A 24984-nucleotide genomic window follows, 5' to 3' on the forward strand; every position below is an offset into this window, starting at 1 on the left:
CTGCCGTGACCCCTGAAACCGCCGGCCGAGTCGGGCACCGCACACGCCGCGGCGGATGCTCCTGGCTGTCGCGCCCAACACATTCGGGGCCACTGCGCGGAAATCGTCCTACATTAATGTACGTACATTTGATCGGTCCCCGGTCGGGACCTCGACGCACAGCGCAGCCCGGAGGAGAGCTATGCCCAACGTGGACTCCACGCACTTCGATCTCGTGGTGATCGGATTCGGCAGAGGTGGCAAGACGCTGGCCGCCGCCATGGGGCGGCGCGGCAAGCGCGTCGCCTTGATCGAGCGGTCGGCGCAGATGTACGGCGGGACTTGCCCCAACGTCGGGTGCGTGCCCACCAAGTCGCTGATCCACCACGCCGAGACCGGTGCCGGTCACGGCGATGCCGTCGAAAAGACCCGGTACCTGACCACGAAGCTGCGCGGCCTCAATTTCTCCACCCTCGACGCGATCGACTCGGTCACGGTCCTCACCGGCTGGGCCGCTTTCGTAGACCCGAAGACGGTGCAGGTCGGCGCCGGCGAGGATAGCGTGACCGTGACCGGCGACACGATCGTCATCAACACCGGGGCCGAGCCCGTCCTGCCCGCCATCCCCGGGTTCGCCGCGAGCACCCGCGTCCACACGAGCACCGACCTCATCGGGAGAGACAACCTCCCGCGGAGGTTGGCCGTGCTCGGCGGTGGCCACGTCGGCATCGAGTTCGCCTCCATGTTCGCGCAGTTCGGCAGCGAGGTCACGGTGCTCGACCAGGCACCACGCATCCTCCCCCGCGAGGACGACGACGTCGCGGCGGCTGCGGAACAGCTGCTGGCCGACACCGGAATCCGGTTCGTCCTCGGTGCTCAAGTCACCCGGCTCTCCGAGACAGCCGAGGGTGCCGAGCTCGACTACCGGCGGGGTGGCGAAAGCGGCGCGGTGGTCGTGGATGCAGTGCTGGTCGCGGCCGGGCGCAAGCCCGCCACGGAAGGACTCCGATTGGACCGCGCGGGTGTGGCGTGCGCGGCCGGCGGTGCGGTGGAAGTGGACGATCACCTGCGCACCAGCCAGCCCCACATCTTCGCGGTCGGCGACGTCAAAGGCGGACCACAGTTCACCTACGTTTCCCTCGACGACAGCAGGATCGTCGCCGACCAGCTCACCGGCCTCGGCACCCGATCCACCGCCGACCGCGCACCCGTCCCTTACACGCTGTTCCTGACGCCACCGTTGGCGCGGGTCGGGCTCACCGAACGAGACGCGCGAGAGCAAGGGTATGCGGTGAAGGTGGCGGAAAAGGCGGTCGCCGACATCGTCGCGATGCCCAAGGCGAAGATCCTCGGAGAGACCCGAGGGCTGATGAAATTCGTCATCGACGCGAAGACCGACCTGATCCTCGGCGCCGCCCTGCTGAGCGTCGACGCGCAGGAGCTGATCAACCTCGTCACGCTGGCGATGCGGCACGGCGTGACCGCCGGAGATTTGCGTGACGGGATCTACACGCACCCGTCGTCGACTGAAGCCTTGAACGAAGTGCTGGCCGCTTCGCGAAGGTGACCGGGCCGCCGGGGTTCGTGGCCCGCGGCTTCATTGGGCTGGATGTGCTGAGCTTCGGCGTCCAGGTGAGGAACGAGGGTTGGGAAGACGCCGTCTTCGACCTGATCGATGTCACGGGAATGGGCCGCCAGTTTCTGGAAGCGCAGCAGAACCAATGCCCATCGATCTACTGCGTGGCCTGACCATGCTCGACCGATCTCGATAGGATGCCCTGATGAGGAGTGACTGGCGACGTGTCGAACTGCCCGGGCGCTCCTTCCAGGCCCGCCCGGGCAGTCCGGTGGACGCAGCGTTCCCCGAACGCGGTGACGTCACTGATGTGCCGATGTCGTGGAGCCTGGGCGTGCTCGGTGACCTCATGTGGATGCGCCTGCCCGAAGCCCGCCCAATTCTGGCCGAGGGCATCGCCGACGAGGTCGAAAACGCGATGGACGCCGGCCGCGTGCTGATCCTCCTCGTCGGTGACCTCGTTACGGACCTGTGGCACCGGGTCATGGAACCGACCCTGAACAACTTTCCGCGCACGAAGGAGCGGGTCGCGGCCCAGCTGCGGGTTGTCTTGGAGGTCTACCGAGCGGAGCACCCTGACCAGGACACAACACGGTACATGATCGAGCAGAGCGTGTTCATTTACCTGCAGGAACCCCCTATCGGGCCATCGTGGAAGAAGTCGGTCCTGAGCTGGCGTCCGTGGTCGCCTCACGAGTGTGGATGTGAACGACGCCAGCCACTTCCGACCCCGACCGCGTCGAGCCTGAGTGATGAGGCGGAAGGCTCGACGTGGCCGCTCTGGTCCACGGGCGCGACAGAAGCGCGGCCGCGTCAGGCAGCGGCAGGACGTCTCTCGGCTCGGCCGCTGTTCTTCCAACAACGGCCCACCGGGTAGTCGGCCACCATCTGCTCGTCGCGGACCGCGGCTCGTTCTTCGCCCCATCTAATTTATTCCTGAAGTGCCTGAATCGATGTGGAACGTCCCCGTCGAACTTGCCCGAGAGTATTCGAGGCAGGCTGAACACGTAGAACCCGGCGAAGCCTGGACGCCGCAGGAGTGGCGCCGTGCTGCCGATGCGCTTCTCATGCTTGTGCAAGCTGAAGCCTCCGCATCCCGGGTGGGTGAGGTATTGCGTTACGACGACGGGCTCAGCCTCCCAGTGGCCGTGGTCAAGGCGACATACGAAAGACTCTTCGCGATCGAGATCAACGATGTGCGCTCCAGGCTGTGCTATGCGCGGTACCTCCTTGTGCATGGTCTCGATTGGGACCAAGAGGCCGGGGAAATCCTTCGTCAGGTCGAAGAGCCGGCGCGACAAGCTGATGTCTGGATGCCGACCTGGCCATCATCCGGTCTTCTACATAAACCCGCGCCAGTGAGGGTGGCCTTGGAGTCCTACCGCGCGGAGCGATGGCCATCGTGGTGAGAACGCCGGCGTCGTGGCGGGCCGCCATCCACTGTTCCGTGCCGTGTGCCCTGGTGGTTGCGGGCTGGTCGTAGCAGAGCGTGGTCGCGGCCCAGTCGCGTCGGCAACTTGCGCGGTCACGATTCGCTACTTCCCGGCGCCGTCCTCGAGGGCGACACGGGCGCGGGCAGCGTCATGGCGGCCGGGCAGAAGTCGCTCCCGGTCATGCCGCCATCCTGCCCACCCCTGGTCGAACGGTGGGTATGCTCGGCGGGTTCGCTTCTTCATGACAACCGCCCCGCTGATTGCCACGACCGGGACCATCGACGGGTTGCCGACAGTACCGGGTCCGGTGTCTGCGCCGGGGCGCAGGCTCTTCGAGATGCAGCGCGGGGCAGTTCGGCGTCACGGCACTGCGTGGGTCGTAGATCCCGATCCGTGGCCGGGGAGCACCTCCTGCTCGATCCCGTCGGCGTTCAGCGCGCCGAGAGGGTCATCGGCTCTGCGGCGCGGCGGGCCTGCCGTTCTGTCTCGTGCACGGCGAACAGGACTTGCTGATCCGGAGCGGCGTGCCTGGTCTCGCGGCGAGGGTCAGTGGCTTCTCGAACTCGAGCACACCTTGATCCGGTCACTGATCTCCCCCGAGAACCACCCGCGTGCTCTTGGCGGCCGCGAGCGCATCGAGCTGGCCAGCCGGCTCCCGGGCCACGGTGCTGCAGCGGGCGTGCCGATCCGGATTTGGTGCGGCGGTGGCCTCCACGAGACCGCGCAGATCGGCGAACCCGGCTTCACCCGGTCGGGCCGCCGTCGGGCGACACGGCGACGTCGAGCTCGTCCCCCCGCAGCGCGGGCACAAAACAAACGCCGAGCACGTCGACGCTGACGTAGGCACGTGTTGCGTCGGCTACCGGTTCGCCGGGGCGCCTACCGGCTGGCTCGTGCCCAGGTGGTGCATAACCGATCGTTCGCGAAACACCCGTGCCCGATCACCGTTTCCGCAGGACCGATCTGTAAAGGATGCCGGGTCCGCGCCAATGTCACGTTCTCGGGATCGCCATGTTGTCTGGACCATGCGGATCTGCTACGGGCAGGTCTCCACCCGCGATCAGCACCCTGAGGCTCAGCGCGACGTGCTCACGGCGGCCGGGTGCGACGGGCGACCGGACCGACGATCAGCTCACCGTCGGCCGGCATGGGGCGTATTCCGAGTCGGTGTGCTGAGCAGGTCGACGCTTCCGGGACCGCGAAAGTGGACTGGACCGCGGTCAGGGTCCGTTCGGGTGAGTCTGCGGCGGCGATCAGCCGGTCCGCTGCGACCTGACGGAGATCGAAGTCCTGAGTGTCGACCACGGTGCGGACCAGACCGGCCGGTGCGCGAGCCGCAAGAGCGGGCACGGCGACGGCTCGACCGGGACACGCACGCCGAGCGACGCGCCCAGAGCGGACACGGCCGCACCGGCCGCCAGCACCACAGTCGTACCGGAGCAGCCGGCTCACGCCACGGATCGCGGGCGGCGAGGCGCCCGGCGCGGGCAGTTGCGTTGAGCGGATGGGCGCCCGTTGGGGAACTTCAGGGCAAGTTTTCGCCGACCCCCCCCGGAAAGATTCCGCCCTCGGGTTACGCCAATCGACGTGACAACGGCGGCCAACGGACACAAGCCGCAGCCCCCCGAGCTGATGGGAGCCAGCCATGCCGGTGGAGTCCACCGAACGGCATTTCGACCCGGACGACCCTGAATACTTCATCGCCCAGCTCGCTCGCGACCGCGAAGCCCCGCCCGCTGACCCGGCCTCGCCACCTGTCGAGCCGGACGACGCCGGCAGCACGTCACATCAATGACACAGGGAGTCACCATGAGCGACCTAACACCTCCCCCACTGACGATCGTGCAACCAGGAGCGGGAAAGCAGGGGGACCTCGGAAGCGTCGGCGTGGCCTTCAAGCTCTGGAGCCACGAGACAGGAGGTGCTGTGTCGATCGTGGAGCACCCCTTCCCCGTCGGGGCACTGGTCATTCCGCACCGGCACACCCGTGAGGACGAGTACTCGATCGTGACCGAGGGGGAGATCGGTTTCCGATCCGGCGACCGCGAGGTCGTGCTCGGCGCGGGCTGATACATCACCAAGCCACGCGGAGAAGTCCACACGATGTGGAACGCCGGCACGACGCCCGCGCGGATGATCGAGGTCATTGCCCCGGGCGGCTTCGAAGGGTTCTTCCACAACCTGTCCGACCTGATCGCGGGCGGCCCGCCCGCCGAAGGGGAGATGGCACGCCTCGCGGCCGAGTACGGAGTGGAGTTCGCCACCCCCGATTGGCTACCGGACCTCATCACCCGGTACGGGCTCAAGCCTTAGCCACGTCGCGGTGGGCGCGCCGCCGCCGCGTGCGGCCCACCCGTCGAGGAGTCGACTGGCGGCGGCAGCCGAGGTCGAGCAACCCCATCCCGTCACCGAGCCCGGGCACGCGCTCGATCGAACAACCGAAGGAATGTCATGACCATGCAGAATCAGAAGGTTGCCGTCATCACCGGGGCCTCGCAGGGCTTCGGCGCCGGCCTGGTCGAGGCCTACCGCAAGCTCGGCCACGCGGTCGTCGCCACCTCGCGCACCATCACCCCCACCGCCGACACGGGCGTCCTCGCCGTCCAGGGCGACATCACCGACCCGGCCACTGCCGAACGGGTGATCTCCGCTGCCGTCGAGCGGTTCGGCCGCGTCGACACCCTGGTCAACAACGCGGGCGTCTACGTCTCCAAGCCGTTCACCGACTACACCGCCGAGGACTACACCACCATCACCGAGATCAACCTGGCCGGGTTCTTCCGTCTCACCCAGCTCGCCGTCGGGCAGATGCTGGCCCAGGGCGGCGGGCACGTCGTCACCATCACCGCCAGCATCGTCGACAACGCCGATTCCCGAGTCCCGTCCGTCCTCGCCGCACTGACCAAGGGCGGTCTGCAGGCCGCCACCAAGTCCCTCGCCATCGAGTACGCCACTCGCGGCATCCGGGCCAACGCCGTCGCTCCGGGCACCATGCGCACCCCGATGCACGACCCGCAGATCCACGGGTTCCTCGCCGGCCTGCAGCCCGTCGGCCGCATGGGCGAGATCGCCGACGTCGTCGAGGCGGTCGTCTACCTGGAGAACGCGCCGTTCGTCACCGGCGAGATCCTCCACGTGGACGGCGGCATGAGCGCCGGCCACTGACCACCCCCACCCACTCCTTCCAGGGAGCAGCACCGTGAACCACAACACCGAGGACACCGAGACGCTCCTGCGCGGCGTCCTCGACGGCTGGAAGGCCGCCGTCGACAAGCACCAGCCCGACCAGGTGGCCGCCCACTTCACCCACGACGCCATTTTCCAAGGCTTGCACCCCTACAGCGTCGGACGTCCCGGCATCGCCGCCTACTACGATTCCCAACCTCCCGGCCTGAGCGCCGACTACCGGGTCTTGGCGACCAGGCGCCTCTCCGACGACCTCATCCTCGGATACCTGAACGTCGACTTCTCCTTCACCGACCGCCCCACGGTCAACGTCTACCTCAGCATCCTGCTGAAACGGGCCGGAACCGGCTGGGCCATCGCGTTTTACCAGGTCTCCAAGCTCGACCAGGACACCACCGGCGAAGACCCCGCCGGCCCATAGCGGCCGCGACCGGACTTCGACCGAGCGGCTGTTCGGGCCCGGTTAAAGACTCCCTCAACGGTCCTGCCGACCCTCACACCCACCGCGGCGCGTTGCGCACTGACCTGGTGCGGACGTAGCCCTGCAACGGGCACGAAGGGGCCGGCTACGGCGGCGGCCCTGCTGACCTACGACGCGATCCTGCGCGGCGCCACCGTCCTGAGCGTCGGGCAGCGGATATCCGGGACGACACCAAGCACACCTCAGCGCTTCACACGAAGCGGCCGGCCACGCGCAGAGCTGTTGTTGCCGTACCAGTCGGCGTGCCTGTCGTTCGGCGCGGGCCAAGCAGTGCCACGAGTTCATCAGCGAGCTCTCGGACACGTCCACGTCCGGGCCCTGCGGTGACCTGACGCGTCCGCGGGGGAGGCGCCGGCCGTCGGCGTTCCCCGCCGATGTGACCGTCGTCGACGCGGGACTTTGATCACTTCGCGGGGATGGAAACCGGCCATGGTCATGATGCTCCCTCCAGGTGCGCAGGAGTTCTCCTCGCTGCGGCGACGACCGGCAGTCTCTACCGGTCGCTGATGTGCGCGAAGACCGCGATGCCGGCGCGGAGGGACTTGTACCTCCGCGCCCGAGGACAGCGAGTGGGAAGTCACGCACATGCACCGGGCGGAACTGGGTGAAGCAGACACCTTGGCCTTATCCGTATCGCGCTTTTGCCGTAATACGACGCCGCGAACCAACGCTAACCAGGTGCACGGCGAGGACCCAGGCGCGCATCGACACCGGCAAACCGCAGAAAGAGCATCACCATGCCCGACACGACACAACACGTCCGCTACGAACAGTTCCTCGAACTCCATCGTGGCCCCGAGGCGTTCATCATGCCCAACGCCTGGGACGCCCCGTCGGCCCTGCTGTTCAAGGAAGCCGGATTCGCCTCGATCGCAACCTCCTCGGCGGCCTTCGCGGCGACACTCGGTCGGCTCGATGGCATCCACGCCGTCAGCCGCGACGAGCACCTGGATCATGCCGCGCTCCTCACGTCGGTGAGCGGACTGCCGATCAACGGCGACTTCGAGGACGGCTACGGCGAGACTCCCGAGGAGGTCCGGGCCACCGTCGATGCCGCTATCGCCCGTGGCCTGGCCGGTATCGGAATCGAAGACACCACCGGCGACCCCTCCCAGCCGATTCGCGGATTCGACGACGCGGTTCGCCGCATCGAGGCCGCCGCCAAGGCGGCACGCGGACGGATCGTGCTGACCGGCCGCACGGACAACTTCCTGTGGGGGATCTCCGATCTCGACGACACCATCCGCCGCCTCTCGGCGTTCGCGGAGGCGGGAGCAGACGTCCTCTACGCACCGAACCTTCCCGATCTCGCCGCCGTGCGCGCGGTCGTCGAGGCCGTCGCGCCCAAGCCGGTCAACCTCCTCGTCGCCCCGTCAGACGGGGTGCGCCTCAAGGAGCTGCAGAAGATCGGTGTCCGCCGGATCAGCCTCGGAGTCGACCCCTACACACACGCCCTCGGAGCCATCCGCACGGCTGCAGCGAATCTCGTGACCGGCGACCTGACGGCACTCGCATCAGAGCTCACCTTCGGCCACGTCATCGACCTCATCAAGGGCTGACACGGCCACGCAACCGGGCACCTGCGCATTGACCTCATGTAGCTAGATCGCGACGTGACCTGATCTGACTGCCCGCGTGACTCGCGCGGATACCTCCGCGTGCTCGGACGACAGAGCCGGGTCAGGAGCGTTGCGTTGCAGACCGTCCACTGGCACACCTTCGCTGAACAGTGCCGTTAACCCTTTGATGAGAGACAGTTTTGGCACCTGAACGAATGTCGCACACGCTGCCCGGGCTGACGGCGCCGGCCGAGATCGTGGTCGACCGCTGGGGCGTGCCCCACATCTACGCGGCGAGCACGTACGACGCCTTCCGCGTGCAGGGCTTCAACGCCGCTCGCGACCGGTTGTGGCAGATCGATTTCTGGCGCCGGCGCGGGCTCGGGCGGCTGGCCGAGGTCTTCGGCGCCGAACACGCCGAGCGCGACCGCGCGGCGCGGTTGTTCCTCTACCGCGGCGACATGCACCGCGAGTGGCTGGCGTACGGTTCGGACACGAAACGCGCGACGACGGCGTTCGTCGAAGGCGTCAACGCGTTCGTGGAGCTCACGCGCGGCAACCCCGAGCTGCTGCCCGCGGAGTTCCGGGAGCTGGGCTACGCGCCGGCGTTGTGGGACCCCGAAGACGTGGCGCGCATCCGCAGCCACGGCCTGTTCTACAACCTCCGCGAGGAGGTCGCCCGCGCCCGGACGCTGCGCGACCTGCCCGGGGACGTCGAAGAGCTGCGGCGCCGGCGTGAGCCGTGGCGGCCGGTCGAGGTCCCGGACGGCCTCGACCTCGCCGCGATCCCCGACGACGTGCTGCGCGTGTACGACCTGGCCACGACCGCGCCGGTGTTCGCGCCGGCGGCGCCGGACGATCCGCAGGGCGACGTGCTGCCCGAAGGCAGCAACAACTGGGTCCTCGCCGGTTCGCGCACCCGCTCGGGCCGGCCGCTGCTGGCCAACGACCCGCACCGCGCGGCCGCCGCGTTGCCCGGCCTGCGCTACATCGCGCACCTCAACGCGCCGGGCCTCGACGTGATCGGCGGCGGTGAGCCGGCGTTGCCGGGCATCTCCATCGGCCACAACGGGCAGATCGCGTTCGGGCTCACGATCTTCGCGATCGACCAGGAAGACCTCTACGTCTACGAAACCGCTCCCGGCGATCCCACGAGCTACCGCTACGACGGCCGCTGGGAGCCGATGCGGCGCGTCACGGAGACGATCGCGGTGCGCGAGGGCGACCCGGTCGAGGTCGAGCTGCTCTTCACCCGCCACGGCCCGGTCGTGTACCAGGATCCGGACAAGCACACGGCGTACGCGGTGCGCGCGGCCTGGCTCGAGGCCGGCATGGCGCCCTACCTCGGCAGCATGGACTACATGCGCGCCCGCAACTGGGACGAGTTCTCGGCCGCGATGAACCGCTGGGGCGCGCCGCCGGAGAACCAGGTCTACGCCGACCCCTCGGGCCGCATCGCCTGGCAGACCGGTGGCCTCACCCCGATCCGGCCCAACTGGGACGGCACCCTGCCCGTCCCCGGCGACGGCCGCTACGAATGGGCCGGCTTCTACGACACCGACCAGCTGCCCGGCGCCCTCGACCCGGAAGCGGGATTCCTGGCCACGGCCAACGAGATGAACCTGCCGCCGGACTACCCGCCCGACCGGCACATCACCTACGACTGGTACGCGCCCTACCGCAAGCACCGCATCGACGAGATCCTCGCGCAAACCACCGACGCCACCCCGGCGAGCATGCTCGCCCTGCAGAGCGACTTCCTGTCCCTGCCCGCGCGCCGGATCGTCGCGCGGCTGCGCGAGCTGAGCGTGACCGTGGACGGGCTCGACCTGCTGACCGGCTGGGACGCCGTGCTCGCCCCCGACAGCGCGGCCGCCGCGCTGTTCGAGGTCTGGTACCGCCGGCACCTGCGGCCCGAGCTGCTGGCCCGGGCGCTGGAACCGCTGGTCGGCGGGGAGGCCGCCGCGACGGCCGCCCGTATCTCACCGGCCGAGGACCTCCTGGCCGACGCGCGCATCGACGTCGAACTGGTGGAGAACTCCGACGCCTTGGCCGAGATCGTCGCCAAGACCCTGCCCGCCGCCGTCGCCGAGCTGGAAGAGCTGCTGGGCGCCGACCGGCGCGCGTGGGAGTGGGGCCGGCTGCACGTGGCCCGCGCGCAGCACCCGCTCAAGGCGCTGCTGGGCAATCTCCCCGCGGACCGCCTCGCGACGGAACCGCTTCCGCGCGGCGGCAGCGGCGACACCGTCGGGAACACCGCCTACGGCCCGAACTTCGTGCAGACGGCCGGCGCGACGTTCCGGATCGTCGTCGACGTCGGCGAGTGGGACTCATCACTCGCCATGAACGCACCAGGCCAGTCCGGCCGGCTCGACGACCCGCACCTGACCGACCTGTTCGCCCCCTGGACCCGCGGCGAAGCCTTCCCCCTGCTCTACAGCCGCGAGCGGATCGACGCCGAGGCCGAAACCGTCATCGAGCTCAACCCATCCGTCTGACATCCCTACGCGAGGTGCGCGACCGGGCCGCCTCGCAGGCGCTCAGGATGAGGTCACCCGGCAACTTTTGGACGGGGTTTGGAACGGAGGTATGGCAATGACGCGTCGGGCTTTGCCAACCCCCTGGGCGGTTGGCCTCACACTCTCGCCGACCCGACGCGCTACTCATCAACGCCTCAAACGCCCGCATGCAAACGTCGAGGAAACGTTTCAGTAAATCTCGATCAGCGTCGGCAGAGATAAGGTTATCGACGAGAATTTCAATAATCGACGACCGCTTTCGCCCGATCTCAAGTATCACTCTTCCGAGCTCTGTGCAAAACCCACTGGCGACCCAGAAATCGGCTGGTCGTCCACCGCGCCACCCTCGCGCAAGCGTCGCAGGTGCAAGGACTCTTTTCAATGGCGTTGCCCCGGCTGAAACCTTCGGGAGCCGTGAGTCGCGTTCTAATCAACCTCAGTCGAACTCGACAGGTTCGAGCTCAAGCTGCAGTCATGGTAGCCCCGCAGCACCGTCGGAACCACCGCTGCCTCGACATGAAACACCGCCGCCGACTTCCGGGCCGTAGGCACGTAGTGCCGTATCTGCAGGAACACTGCGTGGCCCTCTGGCAAGGAGATCCACCATCCCCGCACCCGCCGGAAACCGCGTCGCCGAGGTATCCTCCTCCGTAGTGCGCACACACACCACGAATGAAGTCCTGCCGCTGAGATTGCCCGATGTTATGCCGCACAAGGCAGCCACCCATTTTTTCGCCGAATGCCTTACAAGTAACAATCCAAGAACTCTGCGAATTGCCACCAGGAGCGTACCAGCCGACCGGTCCTCCATCGGCAGCGCGATCAGCGCCCTGCGGCGGTCAGCCTCTGACAGCGCGACGACGACAAGTTCCTGGTCGCCAAGGGACTCCCTATCACGATGTCGTCGGCCCAGTAGGCCCCAGAACGCTGAGCACGCACCTGCGCTGCGCGTGGCGGGGGTTCCTCGGACGACAGCAGCAGGCCCCCATTGCCCGTAGTCGACTTCCTCAAACAGTCGCGAGTGCCGGCTGTTTTTCCACACCTGCGCCAACTCGTTCGGGACCCCAGCGTCCGGCCATACCGACGAAATCTCGGCATCGGTGGCCGGCTCATCGAATGAGCAAGCCAGCGTGAACAGGGCTCCGCGCAGGCCCGGAAGGCGTCCATCGCGCTCCCTTACGTCACCCACCATAGTTCATCCACCACGGGTTGAGTTCCTGGTGGCGCACCGCGCGGAGCACCCGGACGAGGTTGACGAAAGTGTTGGCCACTGTTTCGCGCAGGATGATGTGGTGGATGTCGTACAGTGACCTTCCACCTCCCGGGGTCTGGTAGCCGCGGTCATACCAGTCCTCGACGTACGCGCCGCGTTGCTGTGCGCCCGACGCCGCACGATCACCGAGCGGAACCTTCGACAGCCCGACGGCGGAGCCGGGAATGGCTCACCCGTCGGTGGACCACACACCTTCGGCTACGGCTGGCCAGCGACCAGGGCATCTCGTGATCAGGCTAAACAAACCGGCAGCTTCGCGTTCCGCCGCGGCCGGGGCGGGCTGATCTGCGCGCCGAACACCTCGGCGAGCTCCATCGCGCTGCCGCCGGGTGAGCTGCTGCCGTCTAGCGGCCCGTTTAGTGAAGGGCCGGTTGCGAACCGACGTCGCTGCGTGGCTCGTCTGCTCGGGGCGCCTCAGCCGCGGGCCGCCTCCAGGCCGAGCATCGCGAGCAGGCCACGCAGGTCGTTCGCGTCGTGCGCGCGGCCGGCGACGGTTATGGCCGCCTGGTGCTGCTGGTGCCTTAGCCCGCGTTCCGCCGAGATCCGCGCACGGGCGAACTCACTGTTTTCCGGGGAGAGGGCACGTTGTTCCGAGCGCATGCGGCTCCTCGCCGAGATGTTGGGGGGACCACGGCCGCCGCGGGCATCCGGTTCGGACCTCGCGGTCGACCGAAGACGACGCCGGCGCTGCTGCCGGCGTGCGGAAATCTCTCGACGCGGACGAGGCTACACGAGGTGAGCCTGGGGGCAAAGCGCGCCACTCGTCCAGCACCCAGGCGTACGGTTTTCTCATGTCCGAAGAAGCGGGCCGGCCCGCGCTCGAACCGACACTCACCCAATGGCCGAAAGCACGGGAGGAAACCCGGGGGCACCTGGCGGTCCGGACGGCGCCCAGCGACGAGACCTGGGCCCAGCGGCTCGCTGACCTGCTCGCCACCGAGCAGACGTGGCAGGCGCGGTACGCCGAGCTCGTCGGGCCGGATTCACCGCGACACGGGTTCCCGCTCTCTAACCGATGAGACCGCCGTTCGGTCCACAAGAGATGGACAGCGTGGGCGAAATTCTCATCGCCCGCATGGAGTGTGGGGCGCCCCTCGGGCTGGTGCGCGCGCACGCGGCATGGTTTACTGATCGCGGTCAGGTTTTGTGTTCGTGCGGTGGGTACGCCTGCAGTCACGCTCGCAAGATGCAGCGGGCGTAGTGGTTCTCCTCTACCGGAAGATCAAACCGTCGGTTCTCGACCCGGGGTGTCGAGGCGACACCTCGTTCTTTCGTTTCCATTGGTGGAGATTTCTATGACGCAAGGCACCGTGAAGTGGTTCAACGCCGAAAAGGGCTTCGGCTTCATCACCCCCGACAATGGCGGTGGTGACGTGTTCGTGCACTACTCCGAGATCCAGGGCAACGGTTTCCGCAGCCTGGAGGAGAACGCGCGCGTGGAGTTCGAGGTCGGCCAGGGCCAGAAGGGCCCGCAGGCCACTGCCGTCACGATTCTCTGACGTCACGACGATTTTCCGAGGGCCGGCGCCATCAGGCGCCGGCCCTCCGGCGCGCCCGGGGAACCTTCACCCGATGCCCCAGTGGCGGAGGGGACTTGGGCGGTAACAGCCGCTCCTCAGCAGGCTGTCCGCGGGAGTGCGGCTTCATTCCGCTCCCGACGTAGCAGTGTCCGGGCCGGATTGCTGGAGACGTGAAGGGCACCGCTCGGCGACACGCTGCGCAAAACTCGAACGTACCCCCAGCTCGATCGGCGCAAACATGGCCCGCTTGCTCGAACACTTCGGCATCGCGGTGCGGCGGTAGGTCGTGCAAGATCGTCAGGGTGCGTAGGAGATCACGACCGACGGGCTGTGGGCTCGGCTTGAGCCGCAGAGGGACGGTGGACTTGCTTGCCCAATGGATAACCACCGGCGGGCCCACCCGTGCTTCTCCCCCACCACAGCCCAGCGGCGGGGTGTGGTTCGCCTTCTACGGCCGCACCTCAACCGTGCGCCATCGAGACCGCGCCTCATCACAAGGCTGGCAACGCGACCTGGCCGACCACGTCATCACCGGCCACGGCCACGCCTCGTCGCCACCTACTTCGACGCCGACTTCCCGCCGCACCCATCGCCACAACGACGCCAGCCGCCAGCTCATGGCCGCGATCACCGGCCCGGAACGCGCGGTTGGTGCGATCGTGGTCGGCGAGCAGGAACGCGCCTTCACCGGAACCCAGTTGACCACCCTCTACACCTGGTGCACCCAACCCGGCATCCAGCTCTGGCTACCCGAAACCGCAGGCCCCGTTGACCTCAGCAATCGACTTCCACGCGTTGGCCCGACCGAGACGGGGGCCAACGAGTCCGCGCAGCTGCACGACGTCAGCGCGTCCCACCTCGCGCCCACAACACGAGAGCCGCCATGCGAAATCTGATCCTCACCGCCGCTCGCGATCTCCTGCTTACCGCAGGAAGGCCGACGGTGACGCTGGACGAAGTCGCTGCCGCGGTCGGGATCACTCTCCGCCGCCTGCACGCCTGGTACACGTCGATCACCGCGATCCAGCGCGACCTGCCAACCGACGACGGGGGAGCGTGCCGTGCGGTGGGAAGAACTTCACGTTCGCGGGTTCGGTGCCGCGCCCTCGGTGACCTGGTTGCCGCTCCGCACGACGCAGATCTCAAGCGCCGGACCAGCCAGAGATCGATGTCCGCACCAGGTGACACCACCGGCATGGACTTCGCGATCCGCACCGGCGTATGGCGCTGGGCACCTCGCACTGGTGGCAGACGCGCCGCTCCCTGTGCCGGACGCACATCTCCACGCAGCCATCCGGTGCCCAACCCAGGGCATCGACTTCTGGCTCCGCGCCGGCTACGTCCGGTCGCGGCTCAGCAGTTCTGACGGCACGCTCCGTAGCCTACGCACCTGGGCACGGCGGCTGGGCATGCTAGGCGGACAGCGCAACCGTGGCATCGAACGGGCGATCACCAGGTTGCGAAACCTGACCCCGCATCCCGCCGGCCACCGCTTGACAACGCCGGTCGAGGCCGCCCGGACGCTGAGCAACCTCGCAAACCATCAACCTCGCCCGTTCCGTGTTCTGCAGGTCAGGCGATGAAGTCGTTCGCCACCAGGAAAGTGCGGATGTTGCGCCGGGCGTCGAACATGGACTTGTAGATGGCGTTGCGGTTGGTGCCCAGTCGCGCTGCGAGGGTGTCCATCGGGACTTTCTCGATCGCCACAGCGACAAAGACGCGTCGCTGGTGTTCGGTCAATACGTTCTCGATGGCACGAGTGAGCGCGGCTCGGAGCTCGACGGCTTGCACCTGGTGGGGTGGTTCGTCGCCGACGGCGGCGCGTGCGCGGTTCGCCTCGCCGTGGTCGGGACACACATGGTGATCCCGCCAGAAGTGCCGGCCGACTTTCGCTGAGACCTCGAGCATCACGAATTTGAAGGCCCACGTCGTGAACTGCGCATCGCCTCGGAATTCGCCGATCTTGCGGGTGATCCGCATGAGGGCGTCGGCTGCAGCCTGGTGAGCCAGGTCTTCGAGCTCGGGCCCGCCGATCCGCGAGCCTGAAGACCGGCGCGCGGTCTCTCTCCTGGCGACCTTGATGAGCATCGCGTACAGCCTGCGGCAGACATCTTCGAAGTTCGTGCTGCCAGGGCTCAATTCTTGGACCCAGGCGGCCGACTCGGGGTCGAAGCTGCGTCCACCGACCAGGACTCGTTCCCCGATCCCCGACGTGGTCATGTCGGCTGGGGTTCCCATCCGGCGCCAGCGGTGAATGCCGTCTGCATGCGAGACGCACCTGGCGTCATGCCCACTCACCTTCTCTCCGTTGACAGTCTTGTACATTGCAACCTCCCCGCTATGCCTTCACAGCTCCTTCGACAGCGCCTCAACGGACCTGTCCACCACCGCGTCGATGGCCATCAACGATCAGCCGAATCCATCAGGCGTCAGGCACGAAGAGAATCCGGGCGGCCTGAACGCGCACCTGCCGGAGAGACGTGCGAGATGAGGGCGGCTCAGCGGTCACGCAACGGTAAAACACCGCGCGTCCGGTAGTGGCCTGCCGAAGTTTCTCATCAGACTCCACCTTCCGGTGCGGTGGTCGAGGGCGGACACCCCGAGACGGGGCCAGGCACCGCGTGTCCGCGGGTGACGAGGGCCCGTCCAGCATCGCGGTGGTGGGGGTCACCTCGCATTCCTGCCACCTGGAGTTCGCTTCCCCCACCGTCGTCGCTGCTGCCGCAAGGAACCCCGGCGCCCCGAATGGGCACAATGACCATCCTCCCAGCCAAAAGCAAGTCCCCACGGGTCAGGAGCCAACCAGACGCTGCCAGTCCCCCACCATCTCGAGCGTGTCGGCAACGAGAACGCACATGCCCTTCGGCACACAGACTTCTCTGCGCAAGCAGGGTGGCCTCGGCCCTCCGAAGCCGATAAAGATCGCAACTCCAAAGTGGACGACACGACGAACGTACGACCCGTGCCTCATCGGCTCGCCGGGGCCGACGATACGGCACGAGACCGTTTCTACGGCTGGGACTCATCGACGTCGGTCCCGCTGCCGAGAAAATATGGGCATCGCTACCGCCGCAGCGCAGAGTTGACGTTCTGCCGCTGCTACGCGCGCCCCCACCCGGCTGACCGCCTTGGTCCGTTTCGCCGAAACTTCGGTGGCGCGTTGAAAAATTCCCAAGAGCCTGCCAGCGGATCAACACCGGGTCCGCCGTTGAGGCCCGTGGCATCGCCGGACCGTCCTGGCGGCGTTCAGGCACGGGTTCCTCACCATTGTCCTCACGGCCAGAAGCTCGCGTGGACGGCACTGCGCGAGGCAGACTTCGTTCACTGCAACGAAGTAAGAGACCTGCGCGCGACGCTCGTCAGCACACCGATCAAAAACAACGCAGTGGCTAAATTCCTTCGCTTGTCACAGAAAACAGCAATGCAGAGCCCGGCAAGCCACCAACAGCGACAAACATGCTGCACGTTCCACGACTTCAAGGGCGAGGGCTTGGGCAACGAGATCGGAGAGTTGACAACGATGCTGCGTGGCGGCCGCTGGCCGCCCACAACCAGGCGCCGCCGCCACGCGAACCCCGCAAGCCGTGACGGCGCGACGTGCGCGGATGGGCACCACCCTTGTCGACGAGAACCTGGCGCGCGGGCAGATTCGTCCGGCGAAGTCGGTCCATGGGGTGATCACAAGCGACGTCGAGCGCGGTAAGCAGCGGTGAGCCCGTCGCGACGCCCTGGCTCTCGAGCATCTCCCACCTCCCGCGGGCCGGCGCAGCCGCTACTCGTTGCCGACGTCAGCGGGTGCGCTCGTCGCGCCATATGGCGCCGCGGAATCGGCCAGCGCTGGAGCATGCGGTGAGATCGCCGGCGCCCGAGGTCGTCGCGTGCTCACCGGACTTGCGGTTCCGCGCAGCGGTGCTCGGGCCGGATGGTTTGCAGGAGGGTGTATGTCCGGGCGGCGTTCAGTCGTCGGTCCGGTTCCTTGGCCAGGAGACCCTCGATGACCGGGCGCAGCGGGCCGGCTCGCAAGAACGGAGCTGGTGGTTCCTCGGCCACGGCGGTGAGTGTGGCGGCAACGTTGTCCCTGGTGAACGGTGACGTGCCTTCGACGGCGGTGAACAGCGTCGCGCCGAGAGAGAATAGGTCGGACGCTGGTCCGGCCTTGCCCCCGCGGAGCCGTTCGGGTGAGACAAAGCCCGGGCTGCCGGCCACCATGCAAAGCTGAGTTCGTGAATCACTACTACCGGGGGCGATCGCGATGCCGAAGTCGGTGAGGACCACCCGCGCACCATCGCAGAGCTGCACATTGGCCGGCTTGACGTCGCGATGCACGATGTTCGCCCGGTGTACGGCGCGCAGCGCATTGAGAAGACTCAGTCCGATGTGGATCACCTGCTCGACCCGCAGCGGCCCGTCCGCGTCGAGCGCTTCGGCCAGACTCCGCCCCCGCAGCAGTTCCATGACGATCCACGGCTCGTCGTCCTGCCTGACAACGTCGTAAACCGTGACGACGCCGGGGTGGCCCACCTGCGCAGCAGCCCGCGCCTCCCGGAGTGCCAGCACGCGAGCAGCCCTGCGCGATTGCTCAGCTGCGCGGTCGTTCACGTTGACTTGCTTCAGCGCGACCTGCCGTCGTAGGAACTCGTCCTCGGCGAGCCAGATCAGCGACATCGCGCCGCGGGCCAGTAGCGACTCGATTCGATACCGCCCGGCCACGAGTAGGCCGGCGCACTCGGTCCTGTGGTCCTCACCGTGGTCGCCGGCGTTGGCGGGGTGTGTCGGGGCAAAGTCCGAAAGCAGAGGCTTCGCGGGGCTTCGGCTCCGATCTGGTGGCGCCATAGGCTTCGTCATACGAGTAACGATCGGGCTTGGTGACCGGCGTGTCTTCACGGATGGCGCCAAACTCCGCTGCCCGTTAGCTGGAGTCCCGCGGTACCCGCAACCTCGAAACGCCGCGACCGTTGCCGATTTGAGGCAGGTGTCCGAGTACCCGACGAAAGCCCCGCGACGCCTACACCGGCAATCGACCGCTCGCGTCCGGCCCATACCCCCTACCGCTCGGCGTCCGCCGCGAGACCACGCCCGCACCGCCGACCGAACCGCCGTCGCCGTCGACACCACCACCGGCCAATCCGTCAGCCGCCCGCGCGCCGAAGCGACGCGTCGGCACGCAGCGGCCACTGCCCCTCGGCCTGCCGGCGTCGACCGTCCGAACACCGTACTCGGGCCGCTGACCGCCCGTCGGTTCATGATCCTCGGAGTCGTCGCCCTGCTGCTGTAGGACTTGTGAGCGCTGACCCAGCCGCTGGTGCCATTGCCGGTGTTCCTGACCGTCTCGGTCCCGCTCGCTGTCGCCACCACCGTGGTGGCGCTCGGCCAGCGCGACGGGTTACTGCTCGACGTGCTGGTGCTTGCCGCGGTCCGTGAGCGGCTCTCACCCCGGCATCGGGTCGCTGCCCCCAACGGCGTACGTCCGGCCCCGGCGCGGCTCACCGCCCACCAGCCGGCGGGCGGCAAGCGGGTATCCCCGGTGCCACTGGAGCTTCCCGCTGACGGCGTCGACGACACCGGCGCACAGACCGGGAGATCAGCCTCGGAGTCGACCCCTGCACACAGCCCCCGGAGCAACACAGCCGGCTGCGGCGAAGCCAGCGTAGGGAATCCTGATGGCAGTCGCATCAAACCTCGACCTCGCGGCCACATCATCGACCCCATCAAGGGCTGACCCGGCCACGCAACCGGTCAACCGACGCTGCCGCCCGAAGCGCGACATCGCACGTACGCGCAAGTTCACGGCCGCCACGTGTCCTCGTGCCCCACCCGCGACGGGTGCTGTGATAGCTGGGACGGGTGCATCGACTCCGAAGAACAGCCCCTGGCCGGCGGGCGACTGTCCGTGCCGTGACGCTGGGACGGGTACACGTGACCCCGTCGCAAGCGCCGTCGAGCACCTGACGGAAGGCCCGCGCGGGAGGGGCCGGGCTGTGACGGCAGGCCAGCTCAGCGCGTGCGCCGGTCCGAACGTCGTGGGTGCGCTGATCGCGCTCGTGCAATTCCAGTCCGGGAGCATTGGGCCCGCGACGTCGGAGGCGGCACACGAAGGTGCCTTGCTCAGCTCGGGCTCACGCCCACTCGCTGCAGGGAAAACTCAGCCAGAACGGCGGTCCCCGCGCCTGGCGCGGACTGCACCCCCAGCGGGCCGCCGAGCCCTTCCACCCGGTCCTTGAGCCCGACCAAGCCGGAGCCGCCGGCGAAGTCGGCGCCGCCACGGCCGTCGTCGCGGACCCGGACCTGCAGCACGCCGCTGTCGGCACCGCCACCGTCGACGATCTCGACCTCGACGTGGACGGTCGACGCTCCCGCGTGCTTGGCCACGTTGGTCAGGGCCTCGGAGACGACGTAGTAGGCGGCGATCTCGACCGGCTCGGGCAGGCGCCGGTCGACCAGCACGGCGAGCTCGACCGGGACTGAGGAGCGGCGGGCGAGTCCCTTGAGCGCCGGGCGCAGGCCGCCCACGGCGAGGACCGACGGGTGGATGCCGCGGGCGAAGTCGCGCAGCTCGTCCAGGGCAGTGGCGGCTTCGGCCTCGAGAGCCTCCAGCTGTTCCCCCAGCTCGCCGGGCCCGGGCGGTACGGCCGCTCGGGCGATCCGAGCGTGCATGACGAGCGTGACCAGACGTTGCTGGGCGCCATCATGCAGGTCCCGCTCGATCCGCCGACGGGCCTGGTCGGCGGCGACGGCGATTCGCGCGCGCGAGGCGGTGAGGTCGGAGTAGAGCTGGGCGTTGTCGAGGGAGACGGCGAGCTGCGCGGCGATGAGCCTGACGGCGTCGAGCCGTTCCGTGGCGAACGCGGCACGCATGAGGCGGTTCTCCAGCAACAGCACCGCCCGCAGTGCGCCGCGGCCAAGGATCGGCATGGCCGGCAACGAACAGGCGTCGAGGCCGGCGATGTACGGGTCGCGGGCGAAGCGGTCATCGCGGGTGGCGTCGTCGACGATCAGGATCTCAGCCGTCCGCTGGATGTAGCGCACTGCCGACGTCGGCAGGTCACGTTCCTGCGGGCCGCCCGCCGTGGCGGTATCCGTGGTGTGGTTCGGTGTGGGCAGCAGCCAGTCGTGGCGGTCCTCGTCCCACAACAGCACGTGCACGTTGGTGGCGTCGGTCATCGCACTGAGCACGTCGACGACGCGGGTGCGCAAGCGTTCGATGTCGGTCTCCGAGCTGAGCGCCTGCGACGCGGCGAGGATGCCGAGCAGGTCGAGTGTGCCGGTCGTGACCGTCGAGGAGAACCGGAGATCATCGGCACGCCGGTCGACGCCGGGCTCGCTGGTCGTGAGCGCTCCCAGCCGCGAGGCCGGGTAGGCCCAGTCCAGCTGGGCGACCTTCGCCGTCGCGCCCCATGCGGCGTAGTACTGCCGGGCCTGGGCGAGCAGGTCGCGGCCGGTTTGCTCCAAGCCGTGGGCGAGGTGGAAGCGGGCGGCGCGTTCGGTGATGAGGGCCTGGTGCCACGGGCGCTGCCGACCGGCCGCCTCGCGCCGGGCGGTGTCGAAGGTGATCGCTCCGGCGCGGAAGTCGCCGACCGCCCAGGCCCGCTCCGCCTCCAAGAACCGCTGCAGGTGCCGGAAGTTCTCCGGCGCGTCTCCGGCACGGGTGGCCAGCCACCGCGCGGTCAGCAGCGCGGCACGCTCATCGCGGTCGGTGGCGCGGGCCCTGCCCGGCGACGGCCAGCCCGCGCAACAGGTGGGCCAGGGCGGTCTGGTAAAGGCCCAAGGTCGCCGGTAGCGGTGGCATCGCGGCCGCGGTGTACCGCGCCAGGCCGGCCGCATCGCCGAGGACGGCGGCGGCGACCGCGTGATTGATGTGCGCTTGGGCAAGTGCCATGGGGTTGTCGGCGTACCGGTTGATCGAGACCGCCTCACCGGCTGTGGCGGTGCGTTCGCCGCGCAGCACGCCGGCCAGCCACCGGTAGCTGTCGAATGCCTGGGCGGTCTGCTCGCTGCCGATCCGGCGCACGAAGGCCAGGCCGGCCTCCACCTCGGCGACGTAGGCATCCAGCGACGGGGCATACTCCAACAGACCGGCCACGGCCAGCTGGTAGGTGTAGCCGGCGTACGCCTGCTCGCCCCCCGCGATCAGCCTTTCCCGAGCCCGCTGAGCCGCGTGGACGCCGTTCTCGATCGGCTCGAACCAACAGCTGAGGGCAGCGAGCTGGAAGTGCGCCCGCGAGGTGTCGGGCTCGTAGCCGCGGGCCTCGCCCAACGCCACAATCCGCCGCAACGCCCGGTACCCGGCGGCGTAGTCGCCGCGCTGCGCCATCACGGCGATGGCAGCGTGGCTCGCCGGGACGATCAGGGTCCGGCTCGGGCCGTGTTCGAGCCAGATCCGCAGTGCCTGCAGGCTCAGCCACGCATGCAGGGCAAGGTCGGAGACGATGTAGGCCGGCGGCAGAACCTCGTTGATCAGGCGGGTCGCGGCGAGCAGCGCCGGATCGGTGAGGTCCGGCGGGGCCAGGTCGTCGGCGGCTTCGCTGTGGTCCAGCCACCAGTACAGGCGGTCGAACCGGTGGTGGTCGAGCTCGGCGGGGAGCCGGTCCGCGGCCGGGACGGCGACGCCGAGCTCGCGGAGCCTCTCAATGCCCAGGACGACCGCGTCGGCGAAACGGTTCCGGTGGGTCAGGCTGCTCACCTGCACCGCCGTCGCGGCCGCGCGGTCCAACGCGGTGGGGCCCAGTCCTTCGATCGTGCGGTACTCCTCGTCCGCCTCCTCCAGGCGCCCCAGGCCGTAGAGGGCGGCGTGGCGGCCGGTGTGCACCGCGATCAGCGTGGCGGTCTCACCCGGGTCGATCAGCCGCAGCGCGGCGCTCAGCAGCACGTTCACCAGCGCGTGGTCCCCGATCAACGTGGCCCGGTCGGCGGCGCGCCGCAGCAGCGCGACTACCCGCTGTCGCTCCGCGGGGTCGTCGACCGTGTCGATCACTGGCAGGTACTGCTCGGCGGCGACGGCGAACAGCTCGGTCACCTCGGCCAGCCGCCGGGCCGTGGCCAGCTGCAGGGTGCGCCGCCGCCCCGGGTCGAGCCCGCGCAGGATCGCCTCGCGGAGCCGGTCGTGGCGGAACCGCACCGCCTCGTGGGCGCCCGGTTCCATGACGAGAAGGCCTTCGGCGAGGGCGGGCGCCAGCATCGGTTGCACCTCGGCCGCCGGGTCGCCGGTCGCGGTTCGCAGCAGACTCAGCTCGGCGCGGCCGCCCAGACAGGCCATCGCCTCCACCAGCTGCCAGGACTGCAGCGGTACGGTCTCGATGCGTGCCGCCAGCAGCTCGTCGACCTTTGACCGGCCCAGATGGGCGCGCACCGCGGCCGTGTCCCACCGCCATCCGGTGGCGGCTGCGGTGAGCAGGCCGTCGCGACGCAGCGCGTTGAGCAGCTCCACAGTCTCGTACGGGTTGCCGGACGTGTGCGGCCTGATCACCTCGGCCAAACCGGCCGCCTCGGCCGGGGCCGCGTGCAGCATCTCCGCGACCATGGTGACGAGGCTCGGGACGGACAGGTTGTCCAGCCACAGGTGCCGCACTCCGGCCTGGTCACGCCATCGGGACAGCGGCGCCGCCAGGGGATGCGCGGCGTCCGGGGCCTCGGATCTCGGCGAACGAGGTCGCCAACGCGAAATCGACCAGGCACGGGACACCATCGCCGGAGATCACGATGTTGGCCGGGGTGATGTCACGGTGCATCACACTCCGCCGGTGCATCCCAGCCACCGCCTGCGCCAACCCCACCGCCAGCGCGGTCAGGACATCAACCGGCAGCGGCTTGGCCAGCCCCGCCAGGCTGCTGCCACCGACATCCGCCAGCACGATGGACCGGGGTACGGGGGCGCCTCCAGCTGCGCCACCCCCGCGACACCGCGCAGCCGCTCCAGCATCGCCCGCTCGTGCCGCAGCCGGCGCTCGGCGTCCGGCCCCAGCAGCTCCTTCCGGATGACCGTGCGCCCGGCCAAGAACAGCCGGCTCACGCGCGTGCGATCGCTCTCGTGCAGTACCTCGGCCTGCGGATCTCGGCCCGGTAGCACCCCGTCTACCCCATCCGACACCTCCACGCACGGACGGATTTCGCTCACACCTTGCCTACACCCGTTCGAGGGCGAAGGCGACTATTCGCAACACGGCACATCCCGCTGCCCGCACCCAGAAGCGGCCGACCAACCTTCTTCAGTCGCGCCGCTCCACCGCGCCCGCGCAGACAACGGCCGGTCTGGGAATTTTTCGGGACAAATCGGCCGGATATGGCTGGGTAGGCCGTTGACCAGGGGATCTTTGAGGAGCTCTGGAATTCTGGTGGGAGGATGCCGGTGGGCGCTCCGGTGTTCACGGACGAGGAGCTCGAGTGCTGCGGCGGCTCCCGGAAATCGGCTGGGAGGACTTGCTCCGGTTCTTCACCCTGGCCGCGGCGGACGGCGCGTTCGTCGATCCCGGCCGTGTCGCGCACGCTGACGTGGCCGCGCCAGGCCTACCAGCGCGACCGCGCCGCCGCGCAGCACGTCGCGAAGGATCCCTGCCGTTGGTGATCAACAGTTGAACCACGGCAGCGGCTTGCCGATCAACGCCAAGGGCACGAAGAAGGTGAGCTGACCGATCGCCATCGCCTGCGTGGCTGTGCACGACCCCGCAGGATTCTCGGGCTCCAGCCCGGTGACCAGGCCTGGCAGGCGGACCGCAGCTCAGCGGGACAAGGCGCCGGTGATGTCGAACTCGGCGCAGCTGGCCGAGGAGACGACTCGGTCGCCCAACTACTTGCAGAACCGCGCGAGCAAGGCAGCGGTGAAAGCGTCGGCCAGGCTCTCGTCTCAGCTCGACATCGTGATCAGCCCGAGAGTCTCGTCATGGAGAACATCGACGGCGGAGCCGACGCCGTCCAGCTCCGCATACGCGCAACGGCGCGACTGCGAGGTGGAAGTGCCGCTGGGGCGAGTTCGGCGGCCGTCGCCGCGCACGCCTCCGGGTCGCAGTCGCCGTGCAGCTACAGCCCCATCGCCACGAGGACCACCGTGTGAACCGGCATCGCCATGTCTTCATCCCCGACGGCTGAATCTCGTGGGGTGTCGCCGCCGACCAGAGCGGTCGCGCCGGCCTCGTGCCGGATGCGGCCATGGCCGGTCCGCAGGAGCACCGCATCGCCGGACCGATCGCACTCGCACACGCCGGCGACGCTCGGCCTCCTCGAGATCCCCGGGGAGACGCCCCTCACCCGCTTCCAGCCACGGCACATCGCGAACCCTCGTGATGTCGAGCAGGACACCCCGCCGTGCCCACGCCGATCCCGTTGCGGCGTCGACCCACGAGAGCGCCCGCCCGCCGCACATGGTGCCGTCCCAGAAAATGGGGCACGGCCAGTCGACGTGCGTGGACGGTGTTGCCGTGGAACCGTGTCTTCAGGATTGCGCACCTCCCCTTTGTACGAACGCTCC

The 24984-nt window shown here is 68.6% G+C and carries 22 protein-coding genes; 15 read left to right on the forward strand and 7 right to left on the reverse strand.

The features are described 5' to 3' along the window. Window positions 1–55: 55 nt before the first annotated feature. The 11 genes from I6J71_RS24785 to I6J71_RS24835 all read left to right on the forward strand — a co-directional run bounded on the left by I6J71_RS24785 (window position 56) and on the right by I6J71_RS24835 (window position 10712). Window positions 56–1546 (forward strand): FAD-dependent oxidoreductase, encoded by a 1491-nt coding sequence (locus I6J71_RS24785; protein ID WP_239153889.1) that lies wholly within the window; start codon window positions 56–58, stop codon window positions 1544–1546. Beyond that, window positions 1543–1728 (forward strand): hypothetical protein, encoded by a 186-nt coding sequence (locus I6J71_RS24790; protein WP_204089045.1) that lies wholly within the window; start codon window positions 1543–1545, stop codon window positions 1726–1728. The genes I6J71_RS24785 and I6J71_RS24790 overlap by 4 nt, the downstream gene beginning before the upstream one ends. Window positions 1729–1760: 32 nt before the next feature. Then, the gene (locus I6J71_RS24795) at window positions 1761–2432 is read left to right on the forward strand and encodes a hypothetical protein (RefSeq protein WP_204089046.1); all 672 of its coding nucleotides are present in this window, start codon (window positions 1761–1763) and stop codon (window positions 2430–2432) included. 64 nt (window positions 2433–2496) lie between these two features. After that, complete coding sequence (locus tag I6J71_RS24800; protein ID WP_204089047.1) at window positions 2497–2964, forward strand: hypothetical protein; 468 nt, start codon at window positions 2497–2499, stop codon at window positions 2962–2964. A 1669-nt stretch (window positions 2965–4633) separates the two neighbouring features. Further along, a complete protein-coding gene (locus I6J71_RS24805) occupies window positions 4634–4783 on the forward strand; it encodes a hypothetical protein (RefSeq protein ID WP_204089048.1) in 150 nt (49 codons plus the stop codon). A 131-nt stretch (window positions 4784–4914) separates the two neighbouring features. Next, window positions 4915–5058 carry a cupin domain-containing protein gene (locus I6J71_RS24810; RefSeq protein ID WP_204089049.1) on the forward strand — a complete coding sequence of 48 codons (144 nt, stop codon included), beginning with the start codon at window positions 4915–4917 and terminating at the stop codon, window positions 5056–5058. A 33-nt stretch (window positions 5059–5091) separates the two neighbouring features. After that, window positions 5092–5301: a hypothetical protein gene (locus tag I6J71_RS24815; protein WP_204089050.1), complete on the forward strand. Its 210-nt coding sequence runs from the start codon at window positions 5092–5094 to the stop codon at window positions 5299–5301. Between the two features lie 138 nt (window positions 5302–5439). After that, window positions 5440–6153: an SDR family NAD(P)-dependent oxidoreductase gene (locus I6J71_RS24820; protein ID WP_239153890.1), complete on the forward strand. Its 714-nt coding sequence runs from the start codon at window positions 5440–5442 to the stop codon at window positions 6151–6153. 34 nt (window positions 6154–6187) lie between these two features. Continuing rightward, on the forward strand, window positions 6188–6595 hold the full coding sequence (locus I6J71_RS24825; RefSeq protein WP_204089051.1) for a hypothetical protein: 408 nt from the start codon (window positions 6188–6190) through the stop codon (window positions 6593–6595). A gap of 797 nt (window positions 6596–7392) precedes the next feature. Then, complete coding sequence (locus I6J71_RS24830; RefSeq protein WP_204089052.1) at window positions 7393–8214, forward strand: isocitrate lyase/phosphoenolpyruvate mutase family protein; 822 nt, start codon at window positions 7393–7395, stop codon at window positions 8212–8214. A 215-nt stretch (window positions 8215–8429) separates the two neighbouring features. Further along, window positions 8430–10712: a penicillin acylase family protein gene (locus tag I6J71_RS24835; RefSeq protein ID WP_204089053.1), complete on the forward strand. Its 2283-nt coding sequence runs from the start codon at window positions 8430–8432 to the stop codon at window positions 10710–10712. 1708 nt (window positions 10713–12420) lie between these two features. On the opposite strand, the gene I6J71_RS24840 is transcribed toward I6J71_RS24835, so the two are convergent. Continuing rightward, a complete protein-coding gene (locus tag I6J71_RS24840; RefSeq protein WP_204089054.1) occupies window positions 12421–12606 on the reverse strand; it encodes a hypothetical protein in 186 nt (61 codons plus the stop codon). Between the two features lie 191 nt (window positions 12607–12797). Here I6J71_RS24840 and I6J71_RS24845 point away from each other — a divergent pair, with 191 nt between their 5' ends. From I6J71_RS24845 to I6J71_RS24855, 3 genes are all read left to right on the forward strand, one after another. Continuing rightward, the gene (locus tag I6J71_RS24845) at window positions 12798–13025 is read left to right on the forward strand and encodes a hypothetical protein (RefSeq protein WP_204089055.1); all 228 of its coding nucleotides are present in this window, start codon (window positions 12798–12800) and stop codon (window positions 13023–13025) included. 276 nt (window positions 13026–13301) lie between these two features. After that, window positions 13302–13505 carry a cold-shock protein gene (locus I6J71_RS24850; protein ID WP_204089056.1) on the forward strand — a complete coding sequence of 68 codons (204 nt, stop codon included), beginning with the start codon at window positions 13302–13304 and terminating at the stop codon, window positions 13503–13505. A gap of 455 nt (window positions 13506–13960) precedes the next feature. Further along, complete coding sequence (locus I6J71_RS24855) at window positions 13961–14422, forward strand: hypothetical protein (RefSeq protein WP_204089057.1); 462 nt, start codon at window positions 13961–13963, stop codon at window positions 14420–14422. Between the two features lie 676 nt (window positions 14423–15098). Here the strand turns inward: I6J71_RS24855 and I6J71_RS24860 are convergent. Both I6J71_RS24860 and I6J71_RS24865 read right to left on the reverse strand, forming a co-directional pair. Beyond that, window positions 15099–15851 (reverse strand): RNA polymerase sigma factor, encoded by a 753-nt coding sequence (locus tag I6J71_RS24860; protein ID WP_204089058.1) that lies wholly within the window; start codon window positions 15849–15851, stop codon window positions 15099–15101. A gap of 1557 nt (window positions 15852–17408) precedes the next feature. Then, the gene (locus tag I6J71_RS24865; RefSeq protein ID WP_204089059.1) at window positions 17409–18191 is read right to left on the reverse strand and encodes a serine/threonine-protein kinase; all 783 of its coding nucleotides are present in this window, start codon (window positions 18189–18191) and stop codon (window positions 17409–17411) included. 649 nt (window positions 18192–18840) lie between these two features. Between I6J71_RS24865 and I6J71_RS24870 the strand changes: the two genes are divergently transcribed. Further along, complete coding sequence (locus I6J71_RS24870) at window positions 18841–19245, forward strand: hypothetical protein (protein WP_204089060.1); 405 nt, start codon at window positions 18841–18843, stop codon at window positions 19243–19245. Between the two features lie 386 nt (window positions 19246–19631). Here the strand turns inward: I6J71_RS24870 and I6J71_RS24875 are convergent, their stop codons facing one another. From I6J71_RS24875 to I6J71_RS24890, 4 genes are all read right to left on the reverse strand, one after another. Then, on the reverse strand, window positions 19632–21125 hold the full coding sequence (locus tag I6J71_RS24875) for a GAF domain-containing protein (protein WP_204089061.1): 1494 nt from the start codon (window positions 21123–21125) through the stop codon (window positions 19632–19634). Window positions 21126–21207: 82 nt separating this feature from the next. Beyond that, window positions 21208–23091: a hypothetical protein gene (locus tag I6J71_RS24880; protein WP_204089062.1), complete on the reverse strand. Its 1884-nt coding sequence runs from the start codon at window positions 23089–23091 to the stop codon at window positions 21208–21210. Between the two features lie 10 nt (window positions 23092–23101). Then, a complete protein-coding gene (locus tag I6J71_RS24885; protein WP_204089063.1) occupies window positions 23102–23374 on the reverse strand; it encodes a protein kinase in 273 nt (90 codons plus the stop codon). Beyond that, on the reverse strand, window positions 23308–23532 hold the full coding sequence (locus I6J71_RS24890) for a hypothetical protein (protein WP_204089064.1): 225 nt from the start codon (window positions 23530–23532) through the stop codon (window positions 23308–23310). Before I6J71_RS24890 ends, I6J71_RS24885 begins: the two co-directional genes overlap by 67 nt. Between the last annotated feature and the right edge of the window lie 1452 nt (window positions 23533–24984).

Source organism: Amycolatopsis sp. FDAARGOS 1241 (genome assembly GCF_016889705.1).
Classification (GTDB): domain Bacteria; phylum Actinomycetota; class Actinomycetes; order Mycobacteriales; family Pseudonocardiaceae; genus Amycolatopsis.

What these genes read in the sequence shown, in the direction of transcription:
- I6J71_RS24785 (WP_239153889.1), top strand. Translation starts at nt 56, where the DNA reads ATGCTCCTGGCTGTCGCGCCCAACACATTCGGGGCCACTGCGCGGAAA.
- I6J71_RS24795 (WP_204089046.1), top strand. Translation starts at nt 1,761, where the DNA reads ATGAGGAGTGACTGGCGACGTGTCGAACTGCCCGGGCGCTCCTTCCAG.
- I6J71_RS24805 (WP_204089048.1), top strand. Translation starts at nt 4,634, where the DNA reads ATGCCGGTGGAGTCCACCGAACGGCATTTCGACCCGGACGACCCTGAA.
- I6J71_RS24815 (WP_204089050.1), top strand. Translation starts at nt 5,092, where the DNA reads ATGTGGAACGCCGGCACGACGCCCGCGCGGATGATCGAGGTCATTGCC.
- I6J71_RS24820 (WP_239153890.1), top strand. Translation starts at nt 5,440, where the DNA reads ATGACCATGCAGAATCAGAAGGTTGCCGTCATCACCGGGGCCTCGCAG.
- I6J71_RS24830 (WP_204089052.1), top strand. Translation starts at nt 7,393, where the DNA reads ATGCCCGACACGACACAACACGTCCGCTACGAACAGTTCCTCGAACTC.
- I6J71_RS24835 (WP_204089053.1), top strand. Translation starts at nt 8,430, where the DNA reads ATGTCGCACACGCTGCCCGGGCTGACGGCGCCGGCCGAGATCGTGGTC.
- I6J71_RS24840 (WP_204089054.1), bottom strand. Translation starts at nt 12,606, where the DNA reads ATGCGCTCGGAACAACGTGCCCTCTCCCCGGAAAACAGTGAGTTCGCC.
- I6J71_RS24845 (WP_204089055.1), top strand. Translation starts at nt 12,798, where the DNA reads ATGTCCGAAGAAGCGGGCCGGCCCGCGCTCGAACCGACACTCACCCAA.
- I6J71_RS24850 (WP_204089056.1), top strand. Translation starts at nt 13,302, where the DNA reads ATGACGCAAGGCACCGTGAAGTGGTTCAACGCCGAAAAGGGCTTCGGC.
- I6J71_RS24860 (WP_204089058.1), bottom strand. Translation starts at nt 15,851, where the DNA reads ATGTACAAGACTGTCAACGGAGAGAAGGTGAGTGGGCATGACGCCAGG.
- I6J71_RS24865 (WP_204089059.1), bottom strand. Translation starts at nt 18,191, where the DNA reads ATGTCGCTGATCTGGCTCGCCGAGGACGAGTTCCTACGACGGCAGGTC.